This is a genomic window from Dyadobacter flavalbus (assembly GCF_006149045.1).
GTDB classification, from domain to species: Bacteria; Bacteroidota; Bacteroidia; order Cytophagales; family Spirosomataceae; genus Dyadobacter; species Dyadobacter flavalbus.
Map to the genome: position 1 here is coordinate 79,207 of NZ_VBSN01000023.1, position 21,279 is coordinate 100,485.

Annotated in this window: 17 protein-coding genes; 6 read left to right on the forward strand and 11 right to left on the reverse strand. The window is 45.9% G+C overall.

The window, feature by feature from the left end:
- Window positions 1-5: 5 nt before the first annotated feature.
- From FEM33_RS03985 to queG, 3 genes are all read right to left on the reverse strand, one after another.
- On the reverse strand, window positions 6-3,071 hold the full coding sequence (locus FEM33_RS03985; protein ID WP_139010810.1) for a SusC/RagA family TonB-linked outer membrane protein: 3,066 nt from the start codon (window positions 3,069-3,071) through the stop codon (window positions 6-8).
- A 365-nt stretch (window positions 3,072-3,436) separates the two neighbouring features.
- Entirely contained in the window at window positions 3,437-3,850 is a 414-nt protein-coding gene (locus FEM33_RS03990) for a DUF1761 domain-containing protein (protein WP_139010811.1), read from the reverse strand.
- Between the two features lie 78 nt (window positions 3,851-3,928).
- The gene (gene queG, locus FEM33_RS03995) at window positions 3,929-4,876 is read right to left on the reverse strand and encodes a tRNA epoxyqueuosine(34) reductase QueG (protein ID WP_139010812.1); all 948 of its coding nucleotides are present in this window, start codon (window positions 4,874-4,876) and stop codon (window positions 3,929-3,931) included.
- A gap of 113 nt (window positions 4,877-4,989) precedes the next feature.
- Here queG and FEM33_RS04000 point away from each other — a divergent pair, with 113 nt between their 5' ends.
- The 3 genes from FEM33_RS04000 to FEM33_RS04010 all read left to right on the forward strand — a co-directional run bounded on the left by FEM33_RS04000 (window position 4,990) and on the right by FEM33_RS04010 (window position 8,174).
- A complete protein-coding gene (locus FEM33_RS04000; protein ID WP_139010832.1) occupies window positions 4,990-5,619 on the forward strand; it encodes a nucleotide exchange factor GrpE in 630 nt (209 codons plus the stop codon).
- A 99-nt stretch (window positions 5,620-5,718) separates the two neighbouring features.
- Window positions 5,719-6,885 carry a molecular chaperone DnaJ gene (gene dnaJ, locus FEM33_RS04005; RefSeq protein WP_139010813.1) on the forward strand — a complete coding sequence of 389 codons (1,167 nt, stop codon included), beginning with the start codon at window positions 5,719-5,721 and terminating at the stop codon, window positions 6,883-6,885.
- Between the two features lie 110 nt (window positions 6,886-6,995).
- Window positions 6,996-8,174 carry an endonuclease/exonuclease/phosphatase family protein gene (locus FEM33_RS04010; RefSeq protein ID WP_139010814.1) on the forward strand — a complete coding sequence of 393 codons (1,179 nt, stop codon included), beginning with the start codon at window positions 6,996-6,998 and terminating at the stop codon, window positions 8,172-8,174.
- A gap of 72 nt (window positions 8,175-8,246) precedes the next feature.
- On the opposite strand, the gene FEM33_RS04015 is transcribed toward FEM33_RS04010, so the two are convergent.
- The 7 genes from FEM33_RS04015 to tsaE form a co-directional block, all read right to left on the reverse strand.
- Window positions 8,247-11,222, reverse strand: a complete 2,976-nt coding sequence (locus FEM33_RS04015; RefSeq protein WP_139010815.1) for a glycosyltransferase family 117 protein — start codon at window positions 11,220-11,222, stop codon at window positions 8,247-8,249.
- A 209-nt stretch (window positions 11,223-11,431) separates the two neighbouring features.
- Window positions 11,432-12,757 (reverse strand): ABC transporter permease, encoded by a 1,326-nt coding sequence (locus FEM33_RS04020; RefSeq protein ID WP_139010816.1) that lies wholly within the window; start codon window positions 12,755-12,757, stop codon window positions 11,432-11,434.
- Window positions 12,758-12,793: 36 nt separating this feature from the next.
- Window positions 12,794-13,708, reverse strand: a complete 915-nt coding sequence (locus tag FEM33_RS04025; RefSeq protein ID WP_139010817.1) for an ABC transporter ATP-binding protein — start codon at window positions 13,706-13,708, stop codon at window positions 12,794-12,796.
- A 203-nt stretch (window positions 13,709-13,911) separates the two neighbouring features.
- Entirely contained in the window at window positions 13,912-14,349 is a 438-nt protein-coding gene (locus FEM33_RS04030) for a hypothetical protein (RefSeq protein ID WP_139010818.1), read from the reverse strand.
- 150 nt (window positions 14,350-14,499) lie between these two features.
- Window positions 14,500-14,904: a hypothetical protein gene (locus tag FEM33_RS04035; RefSeq protein ID WP_139010819.1), complete on the reverse strand. Its 405-nt coding sequence runs from the start codon at window positions 14,902-14,904 to the stop codon at window positions 14,500-14,502.
- A 155-nt stretch (window positions 14,905-15,059) separates the two neighbouring features.
- Window positions 15,060-16,286 (reverse strand): alanine dehydrogenase, encoded by a 1,227-nt coding sequence (locus FEM33_RS04040; protein WP_139010820.1) that lies wholly within the window; start codon window positions 16,284-16,286, stop codon window positions 15,060-15,062.
- Window positions 16,287-16,333: 47 nt separating this feature from the next.
- Window positions 16,334-16,765, reverse strand: coding sequence for a tRNA (adenosine(37)-N6)-threonylcarbamoyltransferase complex ATPase subunit type 1 TsaE (gene tsaE / locus FEM33_RS04045; protein ID WP_139010821.1), 432 nt, complete (start codon window positions 16,763-16,765; stop codon window positions 16,334-16,336).
- Between the two features lie 229 nt (window positions 16,766-16,994).
- Here tsaE and FEM33_RS04050 point away from each other — a divergent pair, with 229 nt between their 5' ends.
- The 3 genes from FEM33_RS04050 to FEM33_RS04060 are packed head-to-tail and all read left to right on the forward strand — an operon-like array spanning window position 16,995 to window position 21,119.
- Window positions 16,995-17,948, forward strand: a complete 954-nt coding sequence (locus tag FEM33_RS04050; protein WP_139010822.1) for a sugar phosphate isomerase/epimerase family protein — start codon at window positions 16,995-16,997, stop codon at window positions 17,946-17,948.
- A complete protein-coding gene (locus FEM33_RS04055; protein ID WP_139010823.1) occupies window positions 17,945-20,023 on the forward strand; it encodes an outer membrane protein assembly factor BamB family protein in 2,079 nt (692 codons plus the stop codon). Before FEM33_RS04050 ends, FEM33_RS04055 begins: the two co-directional genes overlap by 4 nt.
- Before the next feature lie 58 nt (window positions 20,024-20,081).
- Window positions 20,082-21,119 carry a Gfo/Idh/MocA family oxidoreductase gene (locus FEM33_RS04060; protein WP_139010824.1) on the forward strand — a complete coding sequence of 346 codons (1,038 nt, stop codon included), beginning with the start codon at window positions 20,082-20,084 and terminating at the stop codon, window positions 21,117-21,119.
- A 69-nt stretch (window positions 21,120-21,188) separates the two neighbouring features.
- On the opposite strand, the gene FEM33_RS26965 is transcribed toward FEM33_RS04060, so the two are convergent.
- Window positions 21,189-21,275: an IS3 family transposase gene (locus FEM33_RS26965; RefSeq protein WP_374756416.1), complete on the reverse strand. Its 87-nt coding sequence runs from the start codon at window positions 21,273-21,275 to the stop codon at window positions 21,189-21,191.
- Window positions 21,276-21,279 lie beyond the last annotated feature (4 nt).

Here is a 21,279-nt window from a genome sequence, read left to right on the forward strand (position 1 = left end):
TAAAATCAGAATCCTAATTTAAGATTCAATCCGATGGTTCTTGTTGATGGTAAATTTCCGTATTCCACACCCTGGAAATTGCTTGAACCCAGGTTAACATCCGGATCAAACGGCAGTTTCCGTTTTTCGATGCCCGGAATGTCCATGGTTGCGTAGCCTCTGTAGAAGAAGAACAGGTTACGGGCGATCAGAGACAGGCGCGCATCTTTGATGAAGAACTTGTCACCGGTTGGAATCTCATATCCCAATGAAATTTCCCTCAGACGAACATTGGTCGTAGAATAGGTAAAGAATTCGCCCCAGGAGTAACGTCCGCCGGAAACCGTTGTCCAGAAAGTTTCTGCATTGATCGGCGTGTTGTTGGCTTCGCCAGTGGAAGTTACACCCGGCAAAATCCAGCCGCCTTCGCGGTGTTCGGTTGTGAAGTCGCCCGTTCCGTCCGACGCCAGGTTGGCCTGCGTTCCGGAAGTCATCACACCGCCGAAACGTCCGTCGATCAGGAAGCTTCCGACAAATCTCTTGTATTTGAAAGAGTTGTTGAATCCGGCAGTGAATTTTGGATTGAAGTTTCCGATGTACTGGTTATCCGTAGTAGCAACCGGTTTTCCGCCGTTTTTACCCTCTGCGTCCGGTGCAGTCACAATGTATCTGCCCTGCGCATCCACAGCCCAGCGCTGTGCATAAAGGTCTCCGTACGATCCGCCTTCTGAAACGACCGGCGTTGCTGTACGTCCGAAACCACCAGAAAGTGGTGAAATCTTGATATTCGGGTCAAGCTTTACAACGGTGTTTTTGTTTCTTGCAAAGTTCAGCGTCATGTCCCAGTTGAAGTTATCGCTCTTCAAAGGCTTGGCTGTCAGCGAAAGCTCCACTCCCTTGTTGTTGATCTTACCGGCATTGATAAACTGATCCGAGAAACCCGAAGCAGGAGCAAGACTTAATCTGAGCAACTGGTTAACCGTATTGGAATTGTAATAAGTAACATCAACACCGAATCTTCCGTTGAACAAACGCAGATCCAGACCGAATTCTGTAGAAGAAGAAATTTCCGGTTTCAGGTTGGATGCAGGCTGTGTCGGGTCGCGGTAAATGAATCCGCCCGTTCCGCCTTGTGTAAATGAATACGTCTGGCTAAGCTGATACGGGTCCGTATCGTTACCCACCTGCGCCCATGAACCTCTCAATTTGGCAAAACTGATAACGGCAGGAAGCTGGAATGCATCGGAAAGCACAATATTCGCTCCGAATGACGGATAGAAATACGAGTATGGCTTTGGCAGCGTAGACGACCAGTCATTTCTGGCAGCTGCATCTACTGTAAAGAAGTCTTTATAAGAGAAAGAAGCCGTTCCAAAAACATAGTGCAGTTCTTTTTCAGAGAAACCGGCAATTTGCGTCAGTGCCGTGGCAAAGGACAAATCAAATTTGTTAGGTACAAGCAAGCCGTTTGCATTGGCTCCTACCTGTGAGTAACGCTTGTAAGTTTGTCCGGCCCCGAAGTTATACGTCAGCGCAAAGTTGCTTCCTACATTGTTGTTCCCTGAAACAATCACATCCATATTGCGTTCAACGATGGCAACCGAATAATCCTGGTACGATCCGCCCGGTCCGGCAAATAAAAGGGTACGGTTGGCCCAGCTTCTGGTTACACGGTCGTCATAACGGTCGAAGCTTATTCTTCCCTGAACATTCAGCCAGTCCGTCAGATTGTATTTGGCAGATCCCAGTACAATAGTCCTGTTGCGTTTTTCCGAATCAGTGGTTTTGTTGAGTGTCCAGTAAGGATTCATATAAATGGAAGATGTAGTCCAGTAAGTTGGCTCGCCGTTTTCATCTTCGTAGTTTTTATACGTGTTAAGATCCACATTGCGCGGAACTTTGTACAGGTTCATGATAATCGCACTTTCTTCTCCCGACCGCGGCTTGTTGTTGATCACCTGGTTGGTATAAGTAATTTTGGCATCCGTTGAAAAACGTTTCGACAACTGCGTATTGATACGCAGGTTCAATGTATGCCTCGACAGATCATTATTTGGGATAATACCCTGATTATTGTTGTAAGCATAAGATGCATAAGTCGTTACTTTGTCCGTTCCGGCAGAAATACCGAACGAATTGTTTGTAGACAGTGCATTTCTGAAAAAGTCCTTCACATTGTCAGGATATGCAGTGGCTACAGCGCCCCAGCTTCCGCTGGCTGTCGCAGATGCCGTACCGCCATTTCCCTGGCCGTAGGTATTCTGGAAATTGGGCAGTACAAAAGGTGTTTCTATCACTACACCGGAATTGATATTGGCACTTACCCGGCCTGCTGTACCTCTTTTGGTTGTAATCATGATGACACCATTCGCAGCACGGCTACCGTAAAGTGCCGAGGCAGCCGCACCTTTCAGTACGTTCATCGACTCGATGTCGTCCGGGTTGATGTTTGCAGCTCCGTCACTTCCGTTGGTTCCTCCGAAGTCACTTCCAACCTGTCCTTGCACCGTATTGTCGATCGGTACGCCGTCCACAACAAACAAGGCATTGTTGCTTCCTGAAATAGAGCGGTTACCGCGAAGCACAACGCGTGTAGCCGATCCCGGGCCGCTGGCTCCTTGTGTCACCACAAGGCCGGCCACTTTTCCCGAAAGCGTGTTCACGAAGTTCGCATCACGGACATCCGTAAGCTGCTTTCCGTCAATTTTCTGAGTTGCATAAGTAAGTGACTTGGCGCTTCTTTCGATACCAAGTGCCGTTACAACCACTTCTCCAAGATTTCGTACATCCGGATCAAGACTTACCTCCACAGTGGTCATTGACGCTGTCACACTGATTTCTTTCGGCGTGTAGCCAACAGAAGAAACAGTCAGGAATGTCTCGGTTGGTGGCACACTGATTGTAAAGTTACCGTCGGCATCCGTAGTCGTGCCCCGCGTTGTTCCTTTCACAAGAACGTTTGCACCGGGAAGACCTGCCCTATTCTCATCAATAACCTTTCCAGTAATCTGCCGGTCTTGGGCGATTGATGGTAAAACAAAAATTACTGCCACGAGAAACGCCAGCAGCAATCGTAGTACACTTTTTTCCATAGGTTAATTTGGTGAATTAAATTTTCAGGAAATTTATAATTAATAATCAATACAAGCAATATATTTTAAATATTTAGATTGCACTAATCTAATATTTGGGCGATATACATTATGGAAGTAATTAAAGCCACATATAGTACGCAATGTAAAATAAAATTTGCTTGAATGTATTTTTAAATACTGAATAATATTTTGACAGGAGCAATAATAGCCAATAAAGATTTCGTCAGCACAAAAAGTGCTCGAACACACCATCCGGACGTAAACAAAGTGAAGTAAATGGCAGAATGCCGGAATAATTGTACGCAAACAGCACTATTAATTATGCCGCAAGTAGCTGAAACTGGTACTATACTAAGAAATTGCTAGTCGTAAGTCCGCCATATGCCCAGTATGCTGCCGGTAATGGTATATACTATAACGCTGGCACCGCCGTCAATAAACGAAAGCAGCAACGGCCGCAGGGAAAACATATCCTTGACGATGATTTCAAAAAGCACGAATACGGTACCGAACAGCAAGCCGATGAGGAATCCGAGGAGCAGCGTTTTGACCGGGATTTTGGTAAAAACCCACGCCATTGTGTAGGCCATGAAGGAAGTGGAAACAATTCTGGCAAGGTAAGGAGCCGGCCCGTGAGCTGCCTTTACCTGTTCTGCTGTAAAGCCGTTTAATTGTGTCCATAGCTCTGAAAACGAAGCATGCCATAAAGCCGGCACCAGCTGACCAATCACCACACATACAAGCACGGCCCAAAGATTGACAGATTGTCTTCTCATGTTTTGAGTGTTTTATTCAGTCATCGAAAGGAACTCCCCGGCTTCAAATATAAGTGCTTTAAATATTAATTGTACTTTTTATTTGGGTGATCTGACAAAATCAATATTCCGCTTCAAACCTTCCAATTTGGTTCTTTTTATCGGCGAACGCCTGAAAAGTTCCCGGAATACTTCTTCCGAGATTTCCTGCCAATCGTTGTTTGTAAGTCCTGCCAAACTTTCAGGCAATGAGAATTCCTGCGTGGTATGCGGCTTCGAAAAACGGTTCCACGGACAAACATCCTGACAGATATCGCAGCCGAAAATCCAGTTTTCAAACTTTCCCTGCACTTCCTGCGGAATAGCATCTTTCAGCTCGATGGTGTAATAACTGATGCATTTGCTTCCGTCCACAACAAAGGGTTCGGTAATGGCATCGGTCGGGCAGGCATCCACGCATCTTGTACAGGTTCCGCAATAATCCTTGACAGCTCCGTCGTAGGCAAGGTCCAGATCGCAGATGATTTCGCCAATGAAAAAGAAGCTGCCCATTTCCTTGTTAAGCAGATTCGAATTTTTTCCGATCCAGCCCAGACCGCTTTTGGCAGCCCATGCTTTGTCCATAACAGGTGCAGAATCCACGAAAATCCGCCCGCTCACTTCGCCTATTTCTTCCTGAATGCCCTGTAATAACGATGCCAGTTTTTCCTTCAATACAAAATGATAATCCGTTCCGTAAGCGTATTTGGAGATTTTAAGGTCTTCTTCGCCTTCGGGAAGCTTTTCGGCAGGATAATAATTCAGTAAAACGGAAATTACACTTTTCGCACCGTCCACGAGCTTGCGCGGGTCAAGCCTTTTGTCAAAATGATTGGCCATGTAGCCCATAGCGCCATGCTGATTGCGGTTCAGCCAGTTTTCCAGCCTCGGTGCCTCTTTTTCCAGAAACTCCGCTTTTGAAATACCGCAAAAATTAAAGCCGCATTCCAGTGCTCTGGCCTTGATGAACGTACTTCTTTCCTGCCTCACAAAATCTTCTGTTATCATTCTACAAAGTTACAAATTGATTGTAAAATGCCATCTTGTCAGTATTTTAGCAGTGGCAAAATAATTTAGGCTACAAAAAATGATTGATTACAATTCATTTATGCTGAAAAATGATGCCTGAAAACACTGACTTCAACATAGATCAAGACAAAAATTACGATATGAACGAGGAAAAATCTCCATTGGAAACTGACAATCTGGTGAACGAAGAAAATAACGAAACATCCAATTCCGTACCGCTGGACAATGCCGGACAGGAAATTACAGGCGAAGCTCCTTCTGCTGCCAATCATGAGCCGCTTGAAGCCGCTAAAACGGAAATTGCAGAACTTAAGGACAAATATTTACGTCTTTATGCTGATTTTGAAAACTTTCGCAGACGTACGGCAAAGGAAAGACTGGAAATGATTTCCGGTGCAAGCGCGGATACAGTCAAATTAATCCTGCCAATTGTAGATGATTTCGAGCGTGCCAAAGTTTCCTTCGATTCCACTACGGATATAGATGCGCTGAAAGAGGGTGTTGACCTGATCTATACCAAACTTTTCAAGACGCTGGAATCCAAAGGGCTTAAACCGATGCAGTCGAAAGGTGAAGTTTTTGACGCAGAACTTCATGAGTCCATTGCGCAGTTTCCGGCGGCTACGGAAGATCTGAAAGGGAAGGTCATTGACGAGATCGAAAAAGGTTATTTCCTGAACGACAAAGTCATACGTTACGCGAAAGTGATCGTAGGTGCATAAGTTACTCAACAATGTTATGATGTATAATGACCAAAGGCATCCATAATCATTTCTTAATATGGCGCTAGCCGCTTACATTATACATTCAGCAATATAAAAATGGCAAAGAAAAGAGATTACTACGAAATCCTTGGCGTGGATCGCGGCGCAACCGCCGATGATATCAAGAAAGCTTACCGAAAGCTGGCAATCAAGTTTCACCCTGACAAAAATCCGGATGATCCCACTGCCGAGGACAAATTCAAGGAAGCCGCAGAGGCATACAGCGTTCTGAGCGACGACAACAAACGTCAGCGTTACGATCAGTACGGCCATGCAGGCGTTGGCGGTGCAGGCGGTGGTGCGGGATACGGAGCCGGCGGCGGTTTTTCTATGGACGATATTTTCTCCCAGTTTGGCGATATTTTTGGCGACAGCAGTCCGTTCGGCGATATATTCGGCCGGGCCGGAGGCGGAGGCGGCGGTCGCAGAGTGCGGCGCGGATCAGATCTGCGGATTAAACTGAAACTTAATCTGGAAGAAATTGCAAACGGCGTTGAAAAGAAAATCAAGGTAAAAAGACATGTAACCTGCGATACATGCGGCGGAAACGGCGCTAAGAACGGTACGTCACTCAGCAACTGCAATGGCTGTAACGGAACGGGCCAGGTCCGCAAGGTTGTAAGCACGATGCTTGGACAAATGGTTTCCACAAGCACATGTCCGACTTGTAACGGTGACGGAAAAATCATCAGTGAACGTTGCGAAGCCTGTGCGGGAGAAGGAAGATTACTGCAGGACGATCTGATTACGCTGAATATTCCCGGCGGCGTTGCGGAAGGTATGCAGCTTTCCATGTCCGGAAAAGGAAACGTGCCGGCACGCGGCGGCGTAGCAGGCGATCTGCTGATTGTGATTGAAGAGGAAGAAGATGCAGCTTTGAAAAGAGATGGCAACAACGTTGTTTTTGACATGCATATCAGCTTCATTGACGCAGCACTCGGAACATCCGTTGAAATTCCGACGCTCGACGGCAAAGCAAGAATCAGTATCGAATCCGGAACACAGGCGGGAAAAATACTTCGTCTGAAAGGAAAAGGAATCAAAGACCTGAACGGTTACGGCAAAGGCGACCAATTGGTACATATCAATGTATGGACACCGCAGCAGCTGACTTCTGACGAAAAAGAAACGCTTGAATCGTTGCGTCATTCACCAAACTTCCAGCCGAAGCCCGGCAAGAATGAAAAAGGTTTTTTTGACAAAATGAAGGATTTTTTTCATTGATATTCAAGTCAAAACTATATTTCCCGAAAAGCCGTTTCATCACAGAAGCGGCTTTTCTTTTTAAGCCTGATTTTAAAAACTCACTTTTATTCTCTGTAAACACAGACCTAATGAAAACAATGTTGCTGTTCACAGCCCTTTTTTACTCAAGAATGCTCTTTGCTCAACCCGTTGCTACCAATGAACTGACATTCGCTACATACAATGTGAGTATGGAAGCGGAAAACTATGTCCCGAAAGGAACACCCGGAATTTCCGAACAGATTCTGGTTAAAGAACTGGCTTCCGGAAACAATGCACAAATCCGGAACATAGCCAGCATTATTAAATCCGTAAGGCCGGACGTTATTTTACTGAATGAATTCGATTACGTGAAAGATCCGCAAGCCGGCGTTCTGCAGTTTGTAAAAGCCTATCTGCAGGACAGCTCGGACGGCAAAAAAGGAATTGATTATCCTTATTACTATTACTCCACGGTAAATACCGGCCAGCCATCGCCTTACGATCTTGACAATAACGGAAAAGCGGAACAGTTCGGAGCCGATGCATGGGGCTACGGCCTTTATCCCGGACAATACGGAATGGTGCTTTTGTCCCGGTTTCCGATTGACCTCAACAATGTCCGTACTTTTCAGAACTTTAAATGGAAAGACATGCCCGGTGCATTGAAAGTCACAAAAGCGGACGGAAGCGACTGGTATGCGCCCGAAGCCTGGGCACAGTTTCCGCTTTCTTCCAAATCGCACTGGGATATTCCGGTAATGGCCGGAAACAAAACCATACATGTTCTTGCCAGCCACCCTACTCCGCCGTCCTTTGATGGCGATGAAGACCGGAACGGAAAGCGCAACCACGACGAAATCCGCTTCTGGCGGGATTACATCAGCGATCACCTTAGTTCCTATATTTATGATGACAAAGGCGTAAAAGGCGGACTTAAGCCCAATTCCTCCTTTGTGATTTTAGGTGACCAGAATGCCTCGCCGGATGAAGGCAATGCCATTTCAGGAGGCATCCGGTCATTGCTTAGTCATCCGAAAGTAAACAGCGAACTTGCTCCTGCCAGTAAAGGCGGTCCCGAGCACAGCAACACAAATGCATTTGCCAAAAACCATACGGCTGTCTGGAGAATGCGTGCAGATTATGTCATTCCTTCAAAAACAGGCCTGAAAGTACTGGACAGCGGCGTATTCTGGCCGGCAAAGGGCGAACCTATGGCCGATCTGGTCGAAAAAAGAGAATCCAGTTCGGATCACCGGCTGGTTTGGGTGAAAGTGAAACTGGATTGATCGTTTATATTCAAAGCAAAAGCGGGAAGTGTATTTTACACCTCCCGCTTTTGCTTTGGATACTTCTTTGTTTTACTGCTGGCCGCCGTACATATTATATCCGGCCATATGCTTCTGGAAAATGGCTTCATATTTCTTTGCAGCCGCTTCCTGCTTGGCCTCGCGGCATTCCTGAACGATTATCTGCATAATGTACAGGTAAACACTGCTGTCGCGGCGTTTTGTAGTGCCGTTATCTTTTGCCCAGGTGAGCACTTCATCCGCACGGGTTGCCATGGTCTCAGCGATATCCAGTGCTTTTTTGGTTTCTCCAAGATCAAAAAGCGGACCGATGAAATTGGCTGAAAACTGATCGTAAGGAATGCTCTTGTCGGGCATGGTTGCAAGCGACTTGTCAATGGCCTTTTTAGCCTCCTCCTTGCGCCCATCGGCAATCAGCTGGCCGGTCAGACGGAGAAATGCAATCCGGGCAGTAGCAACCGGCGATCCGAGATAGGTATTGTCGTAATACGTGTTCGGGTTATCCAGTTCTCTCCAGAACATTTTGTTCATCAGATTATTATACATTACATCCGTGTTTACATAGCCGTCTGTTGCGCCCGGCACTTTTACCGGCAGTAAACGAAATGCATAACCTTCCAGCTGCATGTATTCTTTCAGATTCAGATAACTTGATCCGCCCAGTGTTGAAGAAAAATAGATCGGACGTTTCCAGTCATTTGTGGAAATAATATCCAGCATGATCAGATCGGATTTGTACAAGTTTCCTTTACCGATTGTCCAGCTGATGGAATCGCTTACGAATGGAAGCAAATCACTTTTGATGATATTCATTTTCTTGACCGCTTCGGCATTGACCGGCAGGAACAGAACGGACGACGGCAGAATGGAAGTCATGTCGCCGCTTGTCAGAGGAACCTGAATGGCTTTATTTTCCTGTTTTACCAATCCCATGTATTCTTTCAGATTGATTCCGCCTTTTACACTGGGGATTTCATAAAACGGCACAATGTCGTTTTTCCCGAATGCATAGTTGTTTTTATCCAGCGAAATCGGAAGTGCTTCGGATTTGTACGTTTTCCGCTTCATCTGATCGATATACCAGTCGGTTCCGAGCAAGCTCAGGTTACATACGCGCACATCCGTACGGAAACCTTCCACTTCCTGCACATACCACAACGGGAATGTATCGTTATCGCCGCCTGTAAACAGGATTGCATTGGGCGCACAGGAATTAAGCAGGTTTTTGGCAAAATCAACAGAGTGGTACCTATGGGCGCGGTTATGATTATCCCAGCCTTTTGCACCCATGATGATTGGAACTATAAGGCTCAATGCAGTGGCTGCACCGGCACGCGTTGTCGGACTTTTAACAAAACGGCTTAATGCATCTGCAACGGATATGACACCGAAACCAATCCAGATACAGAAAATATAAAACGATCCGACATAGATATAATCTCGTTCGCGGGGCTCGGTCGGTGGAGAATTGAGGTAAACGACAAGCGCAACGCCGGTAAGAATAAATAACAACCCGAGAACCAGAAGATCCCGTTTGCTGCGGTAATAAACGATTACAATGCCCAGCAAGCCCAGTATAAAAGGAAGCATGAAGTAATTGTCATGTGCCTTGTTGTTGGCGATCGGCGCAGGATACTGTTTTGCGGTATCCCAAGGAAGCATGTTTCCGGCTCCTTCTTCGTCGCTTTCACGGCCTACGAAATTCCATAGGAAATACCGCCAGTACATATGCCCGATCTGGTAAGAAAACATAAACGACAGGTTGTTGCCCATGGTTGGCTTTTGTCCTTCGGCCAGTCCGGTCATTTGCTGGTAAAGCTGCGGGTGTCCGGGCTGCGTACTGTACATCCTCGGCAGAAGCATGTTGCTTCCCGGTTCGTATTCATATTCAGGACGATAATCGTAAATGGCGTATTTTCCATCCTGCTTGCGGTACATCGGCGCGCCGCGTTTCTGGCTTACCGGAGAAGAAACAAAAGACGGACCATATAATAAAGGTCGGCTGCCGTATTGTTCCCTTTTCAGATAAGAAACAAAGCTCAGAACGTCGTTCGGGTTGTTTTCATTGATCGGCGGATTGTATTCTGCACGCACCAGAACCATTAAATAACTCGCATAACCGATTAACACGAAGGCAAGTGAGAGCAAACTTGTATTCAGCAGTACATTTCCTTTCTTCTGTGAAAAGCGGATTCCCCATATGAGAGCGCCCAGAAAAATAATGATAAAGAATATAACGCCTGATTTATAAGGAAGCCCAAGCGAGTTCACGAAAAAAATCTCAAATCTGCCTGCAATGCTCGGCAACCCGGGAATAATTCCGGAGTTGATAATGGCCAGAATGACAAGGCCGCCAGCAAATGCCATGATTCCACCAAAAACGCTTGTTTTAGGATATTTCTTGAAATAATAAACCAGTGCAAGCGCAGGAATTGTAACAAGGTTCAGCAAGTGGACACCGATGGAAAGGCCAACCAGATAAGCAATCAGGATCAGCCAGCGGTTTTCAGCAGCCGGATCTTCAATTCTTTCCCATTTGAACACAGCCCAGATTACAATGGCCGTAAAGAAAGAAGACATTCCGTAAACTTCCGCTTCCACGGCAGAAAACCAGAACGAATCGGACCACGTGTAAGCCAGTGCTCCGACTATACCGGAACCCATCAGCAATATAATATCGCTGGAATCCAGTTCTTCATCCGTTTTGTTGATCAGTTTGCGGGCAAGCAAAGTAATCGTCCAGAACAGAAACAGGATCGTGAATGCGCTGCTCACGACGGAAACCATATTGACCCAGTAAGCGACATTGGTTAAATCACCGAATGCAAAAAGGGAAAAGATACGTCCGATAAGAAGAAAGAAAGGTGCTCCCGGCGGATGCGGCACCTGCAGTTTGAATGCACAAGCTATGAATTCCCCGCAATCCCAGAAACTTGCAGTACGCTCCACTGTAAGCGTGTACGTAATTAATGCAATTGCGAATACAATCCAACCCGTAAGGTTGTTGGAACGGTTGAAACGGGTCATTTGAAAGAAGATAAGATTAAAAAGTTAAATGCAAACATTGGAGTAAGATGATGACGCCTATCGTACAGTTTTGTCAATAGTCGGCCAAAATTAGCAAAATTACCTCAACACCAAGGTTCAAACAGTCTTAAAAAGTGTTAATATGAGGAAGTATTAACGGCACAAAATGCAGAATATTCAGTCAAAAGCAAATAATTTGCCTGGAAAACTCACTTGTAAAATATCCATTTTGCCAGTTCCTTGTACGTGACTTTTTTCCCGTACATCAGGATCCCGACTCTGTAAATCCGGGCTGCAAGCCAGGTCGTTCCCATGAATCCCAGCACAAGCAATGCCATCGAAAGCGCAATTTCCCATGCCGGAACGCCGAAAGGAATCCGGACCATCATGATAATCGGCGACGTAAACGGAATGATCGACGTCCAGAATGCCAGCGTTCCGTCCGGATCGCGCAGGACAAGCTGGGCAAATACAAACGAGAAAATGATTGGCAAAGTAATGGGAAGCATAAACTGCTGCGTGTCGGCATCGTTGTCCACGGCAGCACCGATTGCCCCGAAAAGCGCGCTGTAAAGCAGATATCCGCCGAGATAATAAAACAGAAAGCAACCCACAATCAGCGGAATATTCAGACTGTTGACAGCGCCAAGCACTTCGGCCACCGGATTTTCCACGTTCCCTCCCGGCATTCCCTGCGCAGGCATTCCTTTCTGGATGGATTGCATTTCCTGTGCCATTTGTGCCGGATTTTCAGGCATTTTGCTGCTCAGAACTGCAGAAGCGGCACTTGTCAGCGCGGTACTCAGCAAGATCCAGAGTACAAACTGCGTTAATCCGACCAAAGCCACGCCAATGATTTTTCCGAGCATCAGTTGAAACGGTTTGACCGAAGAAATAATTACTTCCACGATCCGGCTCGTTTTTTCTTCCGTAATGCCGCGCATCACCTGCGTTCCGTAAATGAAAACCGACATATAAATCAGAAATGCACAGATTCCGCCGATGACCGTTGCAGCACCGGAACTGCTTGTTTTCTCACCTTCTTCGCTGAGGCTGATCGTTTCCGAACTTACATTCACCCTCGAATCTTCCAGTATTTTGTGCGTGATGCCTGCTTCCGAAAGCTTGATGTCTTCAATCTGTTTTTCAATGACCTTTTCTATCTGCGATTTCAGGTCCATACTGACATTCTTTTCGGCATAAATCCGGACGCCTTTCGGATCGCGTATGATGTCGCCGGGAATGTAGACCAGCGCATTCGCATCGCTTTTTTTGAATCCCGTTTTGGCCGAATCAATGGAAGAATCGATATAAATGAATTTCAGCGTTTCCGTATCCTTGAATTCCTTGCTGAACAATCCGCTTTCATCCAAGACCTGAACTGTTTTTGTATCAACCGATTCGATCGCCACCCAGATGACGGTTGCATAAAAGCCTACAAAAAGCACCGGCGCGAGCAATGTCATGATGAGAAAGGATTTTTTCTTGACCCTCACCAGATACTCCCTTCTGATAACTAGTAATATATTACGCATTGAATAATGATTTTTAAGGTTGGAACGGCTGAGTAGTTATGATTCCGGCACTTCATTGACCGAACGCATGAAAATGTCGCTCATACTCGGAATGTTTTCGCCGAAAGAACGGATTTCAACTCTCTGCAATAAACCGAATAATAATTCATTCGGACTTACATGCTTTGCCAGATGAATGTTGATGCGCTTGTAATCATTTTCAAGGTTTTTCTCCTGACCGAGTTCATACAATTGGCCCAGATCGTCCAGGTTTCCTCTGTATTCGACAAAATAGGTATGCGTTTTGAACTGTTCCTTGATCAGCAGCTTGGGGCCGTCCAGCACTTTTTTTGCCTTGTGGATCAGTGCGATATTGTCGCAAAGTTCCTCTACGGTTTCCATCCGGTGCGTGGAAAAAATAATCGTACTTCCCTTTTTTTTAAGTTCCAGGATTTCGTCACGGATCAGATTGGCATTGATCGGGTCGAATCCCGAAAAAGGTTCGTCGAGAATAATCAGGTCGGGCTCGTGAAGAACAGTGGACACAAACTGCACTTTCTGCTGCATGCCTTTGGAAAGGTCCGAAACGCTTTTGTCCCACCAGGTTTTGATATCAAATTTGACAAACCAGCTTTTCAGCTTTTCCATCGCCTGTTTTTGTGACAATCCTTTCAGCTGCGCCAGATAAAGCAGCTGCTCGCCGACCTTCATCTTTTTATAAAGCCCTCTTTCTTCCGGCAAATAACCGATCCTGGAAATATGGCTTTGGTCAAGATGCCGGCCGTCAAACAGGATTTCGCCTTTGTCCGGCCCGGTAATCTGATTGATGATTCTGATCAGTGAAGTTTTTCCGGCGCCGTTCGGCCCGAGCAATCCGAAGATACATCCTTTGGGAATAGAAAGGCTTACATTGTCCAGCGCTACATGGTTTGCATATTCCTTCGTTACATTCCGGACTTCTATGATATTCATACTTGTGAAAGGGTCTGTGAATAATTTTGTGCCGCTGCCTGTAAATGCGGAAGTTCTGCTTTGTTGCGGCGGTAAAGATGCAAAATTTTAGAAGGCCGGATTAAAGTTACAAGTATCAAAGCATTAAAAGCCGGATTAATGGTAAAATAAAATAGCGGACGGATGCCCGTTCGCTATTTATTCAGTGAATTTCAAGAAAATATTTACCCGATGTACTTTTCGCGTATCTGAAACAGAATCCAGAATCCGAGCACACCGCTTACAAGTGCCACGAAAATGTTCAGCTGCACGATATTGCTGACCAATCCGACCAGCAATGCATAATAAAGCAGGTTCCATCCTGATCGTTTACGTGCTCTCAACGGTGAAAATGCCATGAGATACATAATCAGCACAAAAGCCCCGAGTGCAATATTAAGATAAAAACTGACTCCGAATGCTGTTGAAACACTGCCCATTCCCGAAACGGCCCCCATAATCCCGAATGCGGTAAACAATCCCATAAGCCCCAGAACGGACAGGATCAGAATGAAATAAGGCCCGTACTGAACTACAAATTCCTTGACCTGTTCTGAAAACGGAGGGAATTTTTGTAAAAAGACAGGTTCCAGTTCTCGCTCCAAAGGTAATTTTGATTCCATATCGGGATGTTTACGTAAATCAGTTAATGTTCAATAAATCTAATTCAATTTTCTCAAACCGCTCGGAATGTTACGCAAACATACCTTTTTCATTTAGCTGCCGGCAGGCTCTTATTTATATCCGGTAACCTGTTGTGAGCTGAACAGCACTCAGTCTTCCGGATAAGGGACAAACACAAACCCGGAGAAATCGCCGATTAACGCAAAAAGGCAGCAGAACTCGTCCGCATTCTTGTAATTTTCCTGAAACAGCAGAACCGATTCTTCTCCGATCAGCTTGCGCTCAACAAATTCCTGCATGTAAGAAGCGCGGTACGTGTAATTATTGGCAAGTTCCGTAGCATCGATCAGCAGAACGCCCAGTTCCAGTTCATTGTTGGTCACCACAAAAATCGGATTGTCGGAAAAACCCCGTTTCCTGATCTGGTAAGAAGCTTCTTTAAGCTGATCGGCAACTTTTATAAAATCTTCGGATATATAACCCATCAGTTTCTGATTCAATTCCGGAGAATTGGCATCATCCATCAGGGCATTTTCATTGCTGTTGTTGATCATGGTTTTTGGCGGTTGGCTTTTGGCTCTTTGTGAAATGTAAGATGTTAGATGTAAAAAGCTAGCTGTTCTTTTTGGCTTTTAGCCTTTAGCTATCGGCTTTTAGCTTTCATGTTAACCGAATGCTGAAAGCCGATCCGCTAACAGCCAAAAGCTTTTTACATTCTCGCAGCCAGCAGCAGCGTCAGGTCTTTGTAACGCATGTTGAAGCTTCTGGCGATGTGCGAATTGGTTAACGTTCCTTTATGACAGTAAACACCTTTCATAAACCATTTGTTTGCATAAATCATTTCTTCAATTCCGCCGATTGTACCCGTCTGGAGTAAAAAAGGCAGAAAAACGTTGCTTAATGCCGTACTCGCCGTATGTGCTACGCGCGAAGGAATATTGGGCACACAGTAATGAATAATGTCATTATATTTAAAAGTCGGGTTTTTGTGCGTCGTCATGCGCGAAGTTTCAAACGATCCGCCCTGGTCAATGCTGACGTCGATAATCACCGAACCGGGCTTCATCTGGGAAACCATTTCTTTGGTTACGACCAGCGGACTGGCCCCGTTTTCTGCACGCATGGTCCCAATCACCACATCGGCACGCGCAATGGCTTCGCCTAGTGTATCGGAATCTATAATGGAAGTATAAAGATTCTGCCCGATCGAGTATTTCAGCCTTTGCAAACGGTAAATATGTTTATCAAACACCTTGACATCCGCTCCAACGCTGATTGCTGCGCGTGTGGCATATTCGGCAACCGTTCCTGCCCCGATGATAACGATTTTGGTCGGCGGCACGCCGGTTATTCCGCCCAGGATAATGCCTCTTCCGCCATTCGGGGTTGACAGATATTCTGCGGCAATGAGCAGCACGGTACTTCCGGCAATTTCGCCCATCGCACGTATGATCGGCTTTCCTCCTACTTTATCTTCAATCAGTTCATAACTGATGCCGGTGATTTTAAGCTCGTTCAGTTTTTCAAAATACCTTTTCTGAAGAACCGGAAGGTTCAGGACGGAAATCAGTGTGGTTCCGGGTCTGATGTACTCAAATTCTTCATCGACCAGAGGCTCCACCTTTAGTATGACATTGGCCTGATAAACTTCCTTGGCACTTTGCACGATTCTGGCTCCGGCTTCACTGTATTCGTGATCCGATAGATTGGCGCCTTTCCCCGCATCCTTTTCAACCCATACCTCATGTCCGTTCCTGACCAGTATTCCGACAGCGTCCGGCGTAAGCGCAATCCTGTTTTCCTGCAATGAAACTTCTTTCGGCAATCCGATATGCAACGAGTTTTGATCTTTCCGAACAGCCATTAAAGATTCTTGCGGATACAGCACGGACTGTTTAGCTAGCTCTTCAAAACCGGTTATCTGAGGTTGTGCCATTTACTACCAAAAAAATGAAAGTGAAAAATTACTGATTATATAACCGCTTATATCCTGTTTATTTCCAATATTCTCATGCCACTTTCGTCTGCCTGCAGATTAAGCAGCATATACTTTTCAGGCCACAGGTTTTCAATTTTGCCCGGCCATTCCACAAAGCAGAAGCAACCCGAATCGAAATACTCTTCTATGCCCATATCCAGCGCTTCGGTCTCATCTTTAATCCTGTAAAAATCAAAATGATACACGCAGCCGTTTTGTGCTTCGTATTCGTTTACAAGCGAAAAAGTAGGGCTTTGAACATGGGATATTACACCCAGCTGCCTGCAAATTGCTTTGATCAGCGTGGTTTTACCGGCACCCATATGGCCTTCAAACAGCCAGACCGGCGTATCGTTACCCGTTTGCAGGAGTTTAGCCGAGACTGCTGCCAATTCCTCCTCATCCCTGAAATATATTGTGGCAGGCTGTTCAATCATATTACAAAAATACACAATTTGGAAAAATACATTGCATTTTTATCATGGGCCGAAGTACGGCACCGGACTTCCGCTGGAAACTTTTTACATTTTCCGGAATTATTATTTTGACAGCTTCCCGAATAATTCCTGAAATCATTTGACTTTACGCCGGTAAAAAACTGTCCGCACGATCTTATGATTCTAAAAATTTACTGAAATATTAAAGCCAAAAAATGGCGAATATAATATGTCCACACCCATATCACGCCGTGACTTTCTTGTTCATACCGCCTTGGCCGGCGCCGTAATCCCCGCAATGGCCAGCGAAGTTTTTTCCGGAAAAACGAAAACCGCAGCAGAACCTCTTAAGATCAATATTTTTTCAAAACACCTGCAGTTTCTGAACTATACGGATATGTGCGCGGCGGCAAAGGAAATCGGGTTTGACGGAATTGATCTTACGGTCCGCCCAAAAGGACATGTTGTTCCGGAAAATGTAGAAACGGATCTGCCCAAAGCCGTGGACGCCATGAAAAAAGCGGGCTTTACGCCTTCCATGTTCTGTACGGCTGTGGAAGATGCGAACAATGCGGTTGATAAAAAACTGCTGGAAACGGCTGCAAAGCTGGGCTTCAGATATTACAGGATGAACTGGTACAAATACAATGACCAGAAAACAATTCCGCAGCTTCTTGATGAATACAGGAACAAAATGGCAGGGCTGAGCAAGCTGAATGACAAACTTGGCCTCATTGGCTGCTATCAGAACCATGCGGGCAGAATGGTGGGTGCATCCATGTTTGAAATCTGGGAAATTCTTCAGAAAGCAAATCCCGGAAACATGGGTGCGCAGTATGATATACGCCACGCCACGCTGGAAGGCGGACTTTCCTGGCAAACCGGCTTTAACCTGATCCGGCCAAACATCAAAACCATTGTGTTAAAAGATTTTATGTGGGAAAAAACCAATGGAAAATGGGCGCCTAAAAGCGTTCCGCTTGGCGAAGGAATGGTGGATTTCAAGACTTACTTCAAATTGCTGAAAGACACAAAAACCGAAGTGCCGGTCTGTTTGCATCTGGAATATCCGCTGGGCGGCGCAGATCAGGGTGCGGATAAAATTACGGTGGACGAAAAAGTTGTATTTGACGCAATGAAAAGGGATTTGCAAAGAGCGAAAGAACTCTGGCAGGAAGCATGATCAGACTGATCCTGATTTTGACGGGCATTGCACTTGCATCTTTTCTGCTCGATACAGACTGGCCCGAATACAACGGCGACGGAGCGAGGAGCCATTATTCTACATTAAATCAGATCAATGCGGATAATGTAAATCAGCTTAAAGTAGCCTGGACTTATGCTTCCGGCGGAGCGGACACAATCCGGAACCGCAGCCAGATACAAAGTAATCCGATCATTATTGACGGCGTTCTTTATGCTGTTTCGGCAGCTACGCAGGCTTTTGCCGTCAATGCGGAAACCGGGAAGGAAATCTGGAAATCAAATGTCCCGGATGTCGGCGGAACCATAAGCCGCGGCGTGACTTACTGGGCGGATAAACAAAACAAACGCATTTTCTTCGGTGCAGGTCAATGGCTTTATGCACTGAATGCCGAAACCGGATTGCCAATCCGTTCTTTCGGGGAAAACGGCAGGATCAATCTTAAAAGCGGCATTGAACGGCCGGGAGCGGATGATTTTGTTACTTCCAACACGCCGAATACAATCTATAAAAACCTGATCATTGTCGGGACGCGTGTTGCCGAATCCGAAACTGCCCTTCTGGGCGATGTAAGGGCTTATCATGTACTTACCGGAAAACTTGCATGGACTTTCAAAACGATTCCGGACAAAGGCGAATCCGGTTCTGAAACCTGGCTTGTGCAGCTTGCAAGAAAAAAATTCGGCGGGGCAAATGCATGGGCAGGAATGGCAATCGACAGAAAAAGAGGCATCGTTTACGTTCCGACCGGTTCTGCTGCTTACGATTTTTACGGCGGCAACAGGCCGGGAAATAATTTGTTTGCCAATTGTCTGCTTGCATTGGACGCTGCAACAGGTAGGCGTTTATGGCATTTTCAGTTTGTTCATCATGACATCTGGGACCGTGATCTTCCGGCACCGCCGAATCTGGTTACAGTAACGCACAACGGAAAGCGCATCGATGCCGTTGCACAGATTACCAAACAAGGTTATATCTTTATTTTTGACCGGGTTACAGGAAAACCGCTTTTTCCGATAAAGGAAGTTTCTTTCTCTTCGGATGCCATTTCTGGTGAAAAACTGAGTGCAACCCAGCCTGTTCCGGAGTTGCCCGTTCCGTTCACACGCCAGCATTTTAATGTAAAAGACCTTAATTCTTTTGTTGCCGGCCGTGATTCTGTTGAAAAACTGCTGCTTCATGCGCGCACCGGACAGGCTTACATTCCTGTAACATCACAGATGACCATTTTTTATCCCGGTACAGACGGCGGTGCACAATGGGGCGGTGCTGCTACCGATCCGGACGGCATCATGTACGTGCCGGCAAAAGAAATTCCGGTTTATACTTCTTTGATTAAGAAAGATTTAAAAGCAAGCAATCAGCGCATAACCGGAGCCGGTTTATATCAAAGGAACTGCGCTTCCTGCCACGGCGCAGACAGAACCGGAAACCATGACGGATCGTATCCTTCTCTGGCCGGCATTGATAAAAGGCTTACAACTTCACAGATTCATTCCATTCTTGAAAAAGGCAAAGGAATGATGCCTTCGTTTTCACACATTTCCAAGGCTGAAAAAGATGCAATTGTTGATTTTTTATATAACCGGAATTTAAAAGAATCAATCGCAGCCACAAACACATCGCAGGTTCCCTATCAGCATACAGGTTACAATCGCTGGTATGATAAAAACGGCTATCCGGTAAGCCAGCCGCCATGGGGAACGCTTACCGCCGTTGACCTGAACACGGGAAAACACCGCTGGCAGGTGCCGCTGGGCGAATACAAGGAATTGACTGAAAAGGGCATTCCTCCAACCGGAACGGATAATTACGGCGGGCCGCTGGTTACTGCAGGCGGATTGATATTTATAGCCGCAAGCCGCGACGAACAGTTCAGGGCAATTGACAAACGCACCGGAAAAACAATCTGGAAAGCCAAACTGCCAGCCGCCGGATATGCCTCGCCGAGTACTTATTCCGTGAATGGCAAACAATTTGTCGTCATTGCCTGCGGCGGCGGAAAGCTCAATACAAAGTCAGGAGATCAATTTGTTGCTTTTGCATTGCCTTGATGTTACTTGCCAGTTTGCAGTCAAAAGTTACCTTTGTGAAAAGTCTAAATTCAATCGTATGTCTTCAAGAATTCTCAATGTCGGGTTAATTGGTTTCGGTTTGTCCGGACGTTATTTCCATTCTCCATTTTTAAGTACGAACCCCGGATTCAAAATCAAAACGGTGGTTGAAAGAAGCAAGAACGAAGCGCAGGAATTTGATCCGTCCATCGGCAACGCAAGATCCGTCGATGAACTTTTGAGCGACGAAGAAATAGACGTTGTATTCATATGTACGCCCAATGACACGCATTTTCCATATGCCATGGATGCGCTTGAAAACGGAAAGCATGTCGTTATCGAAAAACCTTTTGCTGCAACCGAAGACAAAGCCAGACAACTTGTAGCACTGGCCGAAGAAAAAGGACTGATCCTGACCGCATACCAGAACCGCCGCTGGGATTCTGATTTTCTTACGGTTAAAAAACTGATTGCTGAAAACAAGCTGGGCGATATCATTGAGTACGAATGCCATTATGACCGCTTCCGGCCCGTGGTTCCGACTGAATCCTGGAAAGAGAAAAGCGTTCCCGTAGGCGGAAACCTTTATAACCTCGGCCCGCATCTTATTGATCAGGCTCTTGTGCTTTTCGGTGAGCCGCAGACGGTTACTGCAGAAATCCGTACCGTAAGGCCAAACAGTGAAATCGACGATTACTTTGATGTACGGCTCGGCTATGCAGATAAAATGGTCATTATCAAGTCAAGCCTGCTGGTTTATGAAAATTTTCTTCGCTATAACCTGCACGGCACAAAAGGTTCATTCATCAAAGGCGGACTGGACCCGCAGGAAGAAACACTCCGCCAGAATATTTTACCTACAACCCAACCCTGGGGCGTAGAGCCTGAAAACCGCTGGGGACGGCTGTTCAGTGAAGAATATACAGGAATTATCAAAAGTGAAGCCGGCGATTATGCTCCGTTTTATCAGAACGTTTACGATGCGATTGTCAACGGAGCCGAACTTGCCGTGAAACCGGAAGAAATTATCCGCACGACCCGCGTTATTGACCTTGCCTTCGAGAGCAGCAGAGAAAAGAAAGTAATGAATTATTAAGTATTTTTTCCCAAAAAAAGGCAGCCCTGAATTTTAGACTGCACCCCAAAAGTTGGACGAGTTTAAGAATTAACGATTAGTGTGATGAGCTCGGTATTGTACCGGGCTCATTCCATTTAAATTAAGCCTGATCCTGTCTTTGTTGTAGTAGTTGATATAA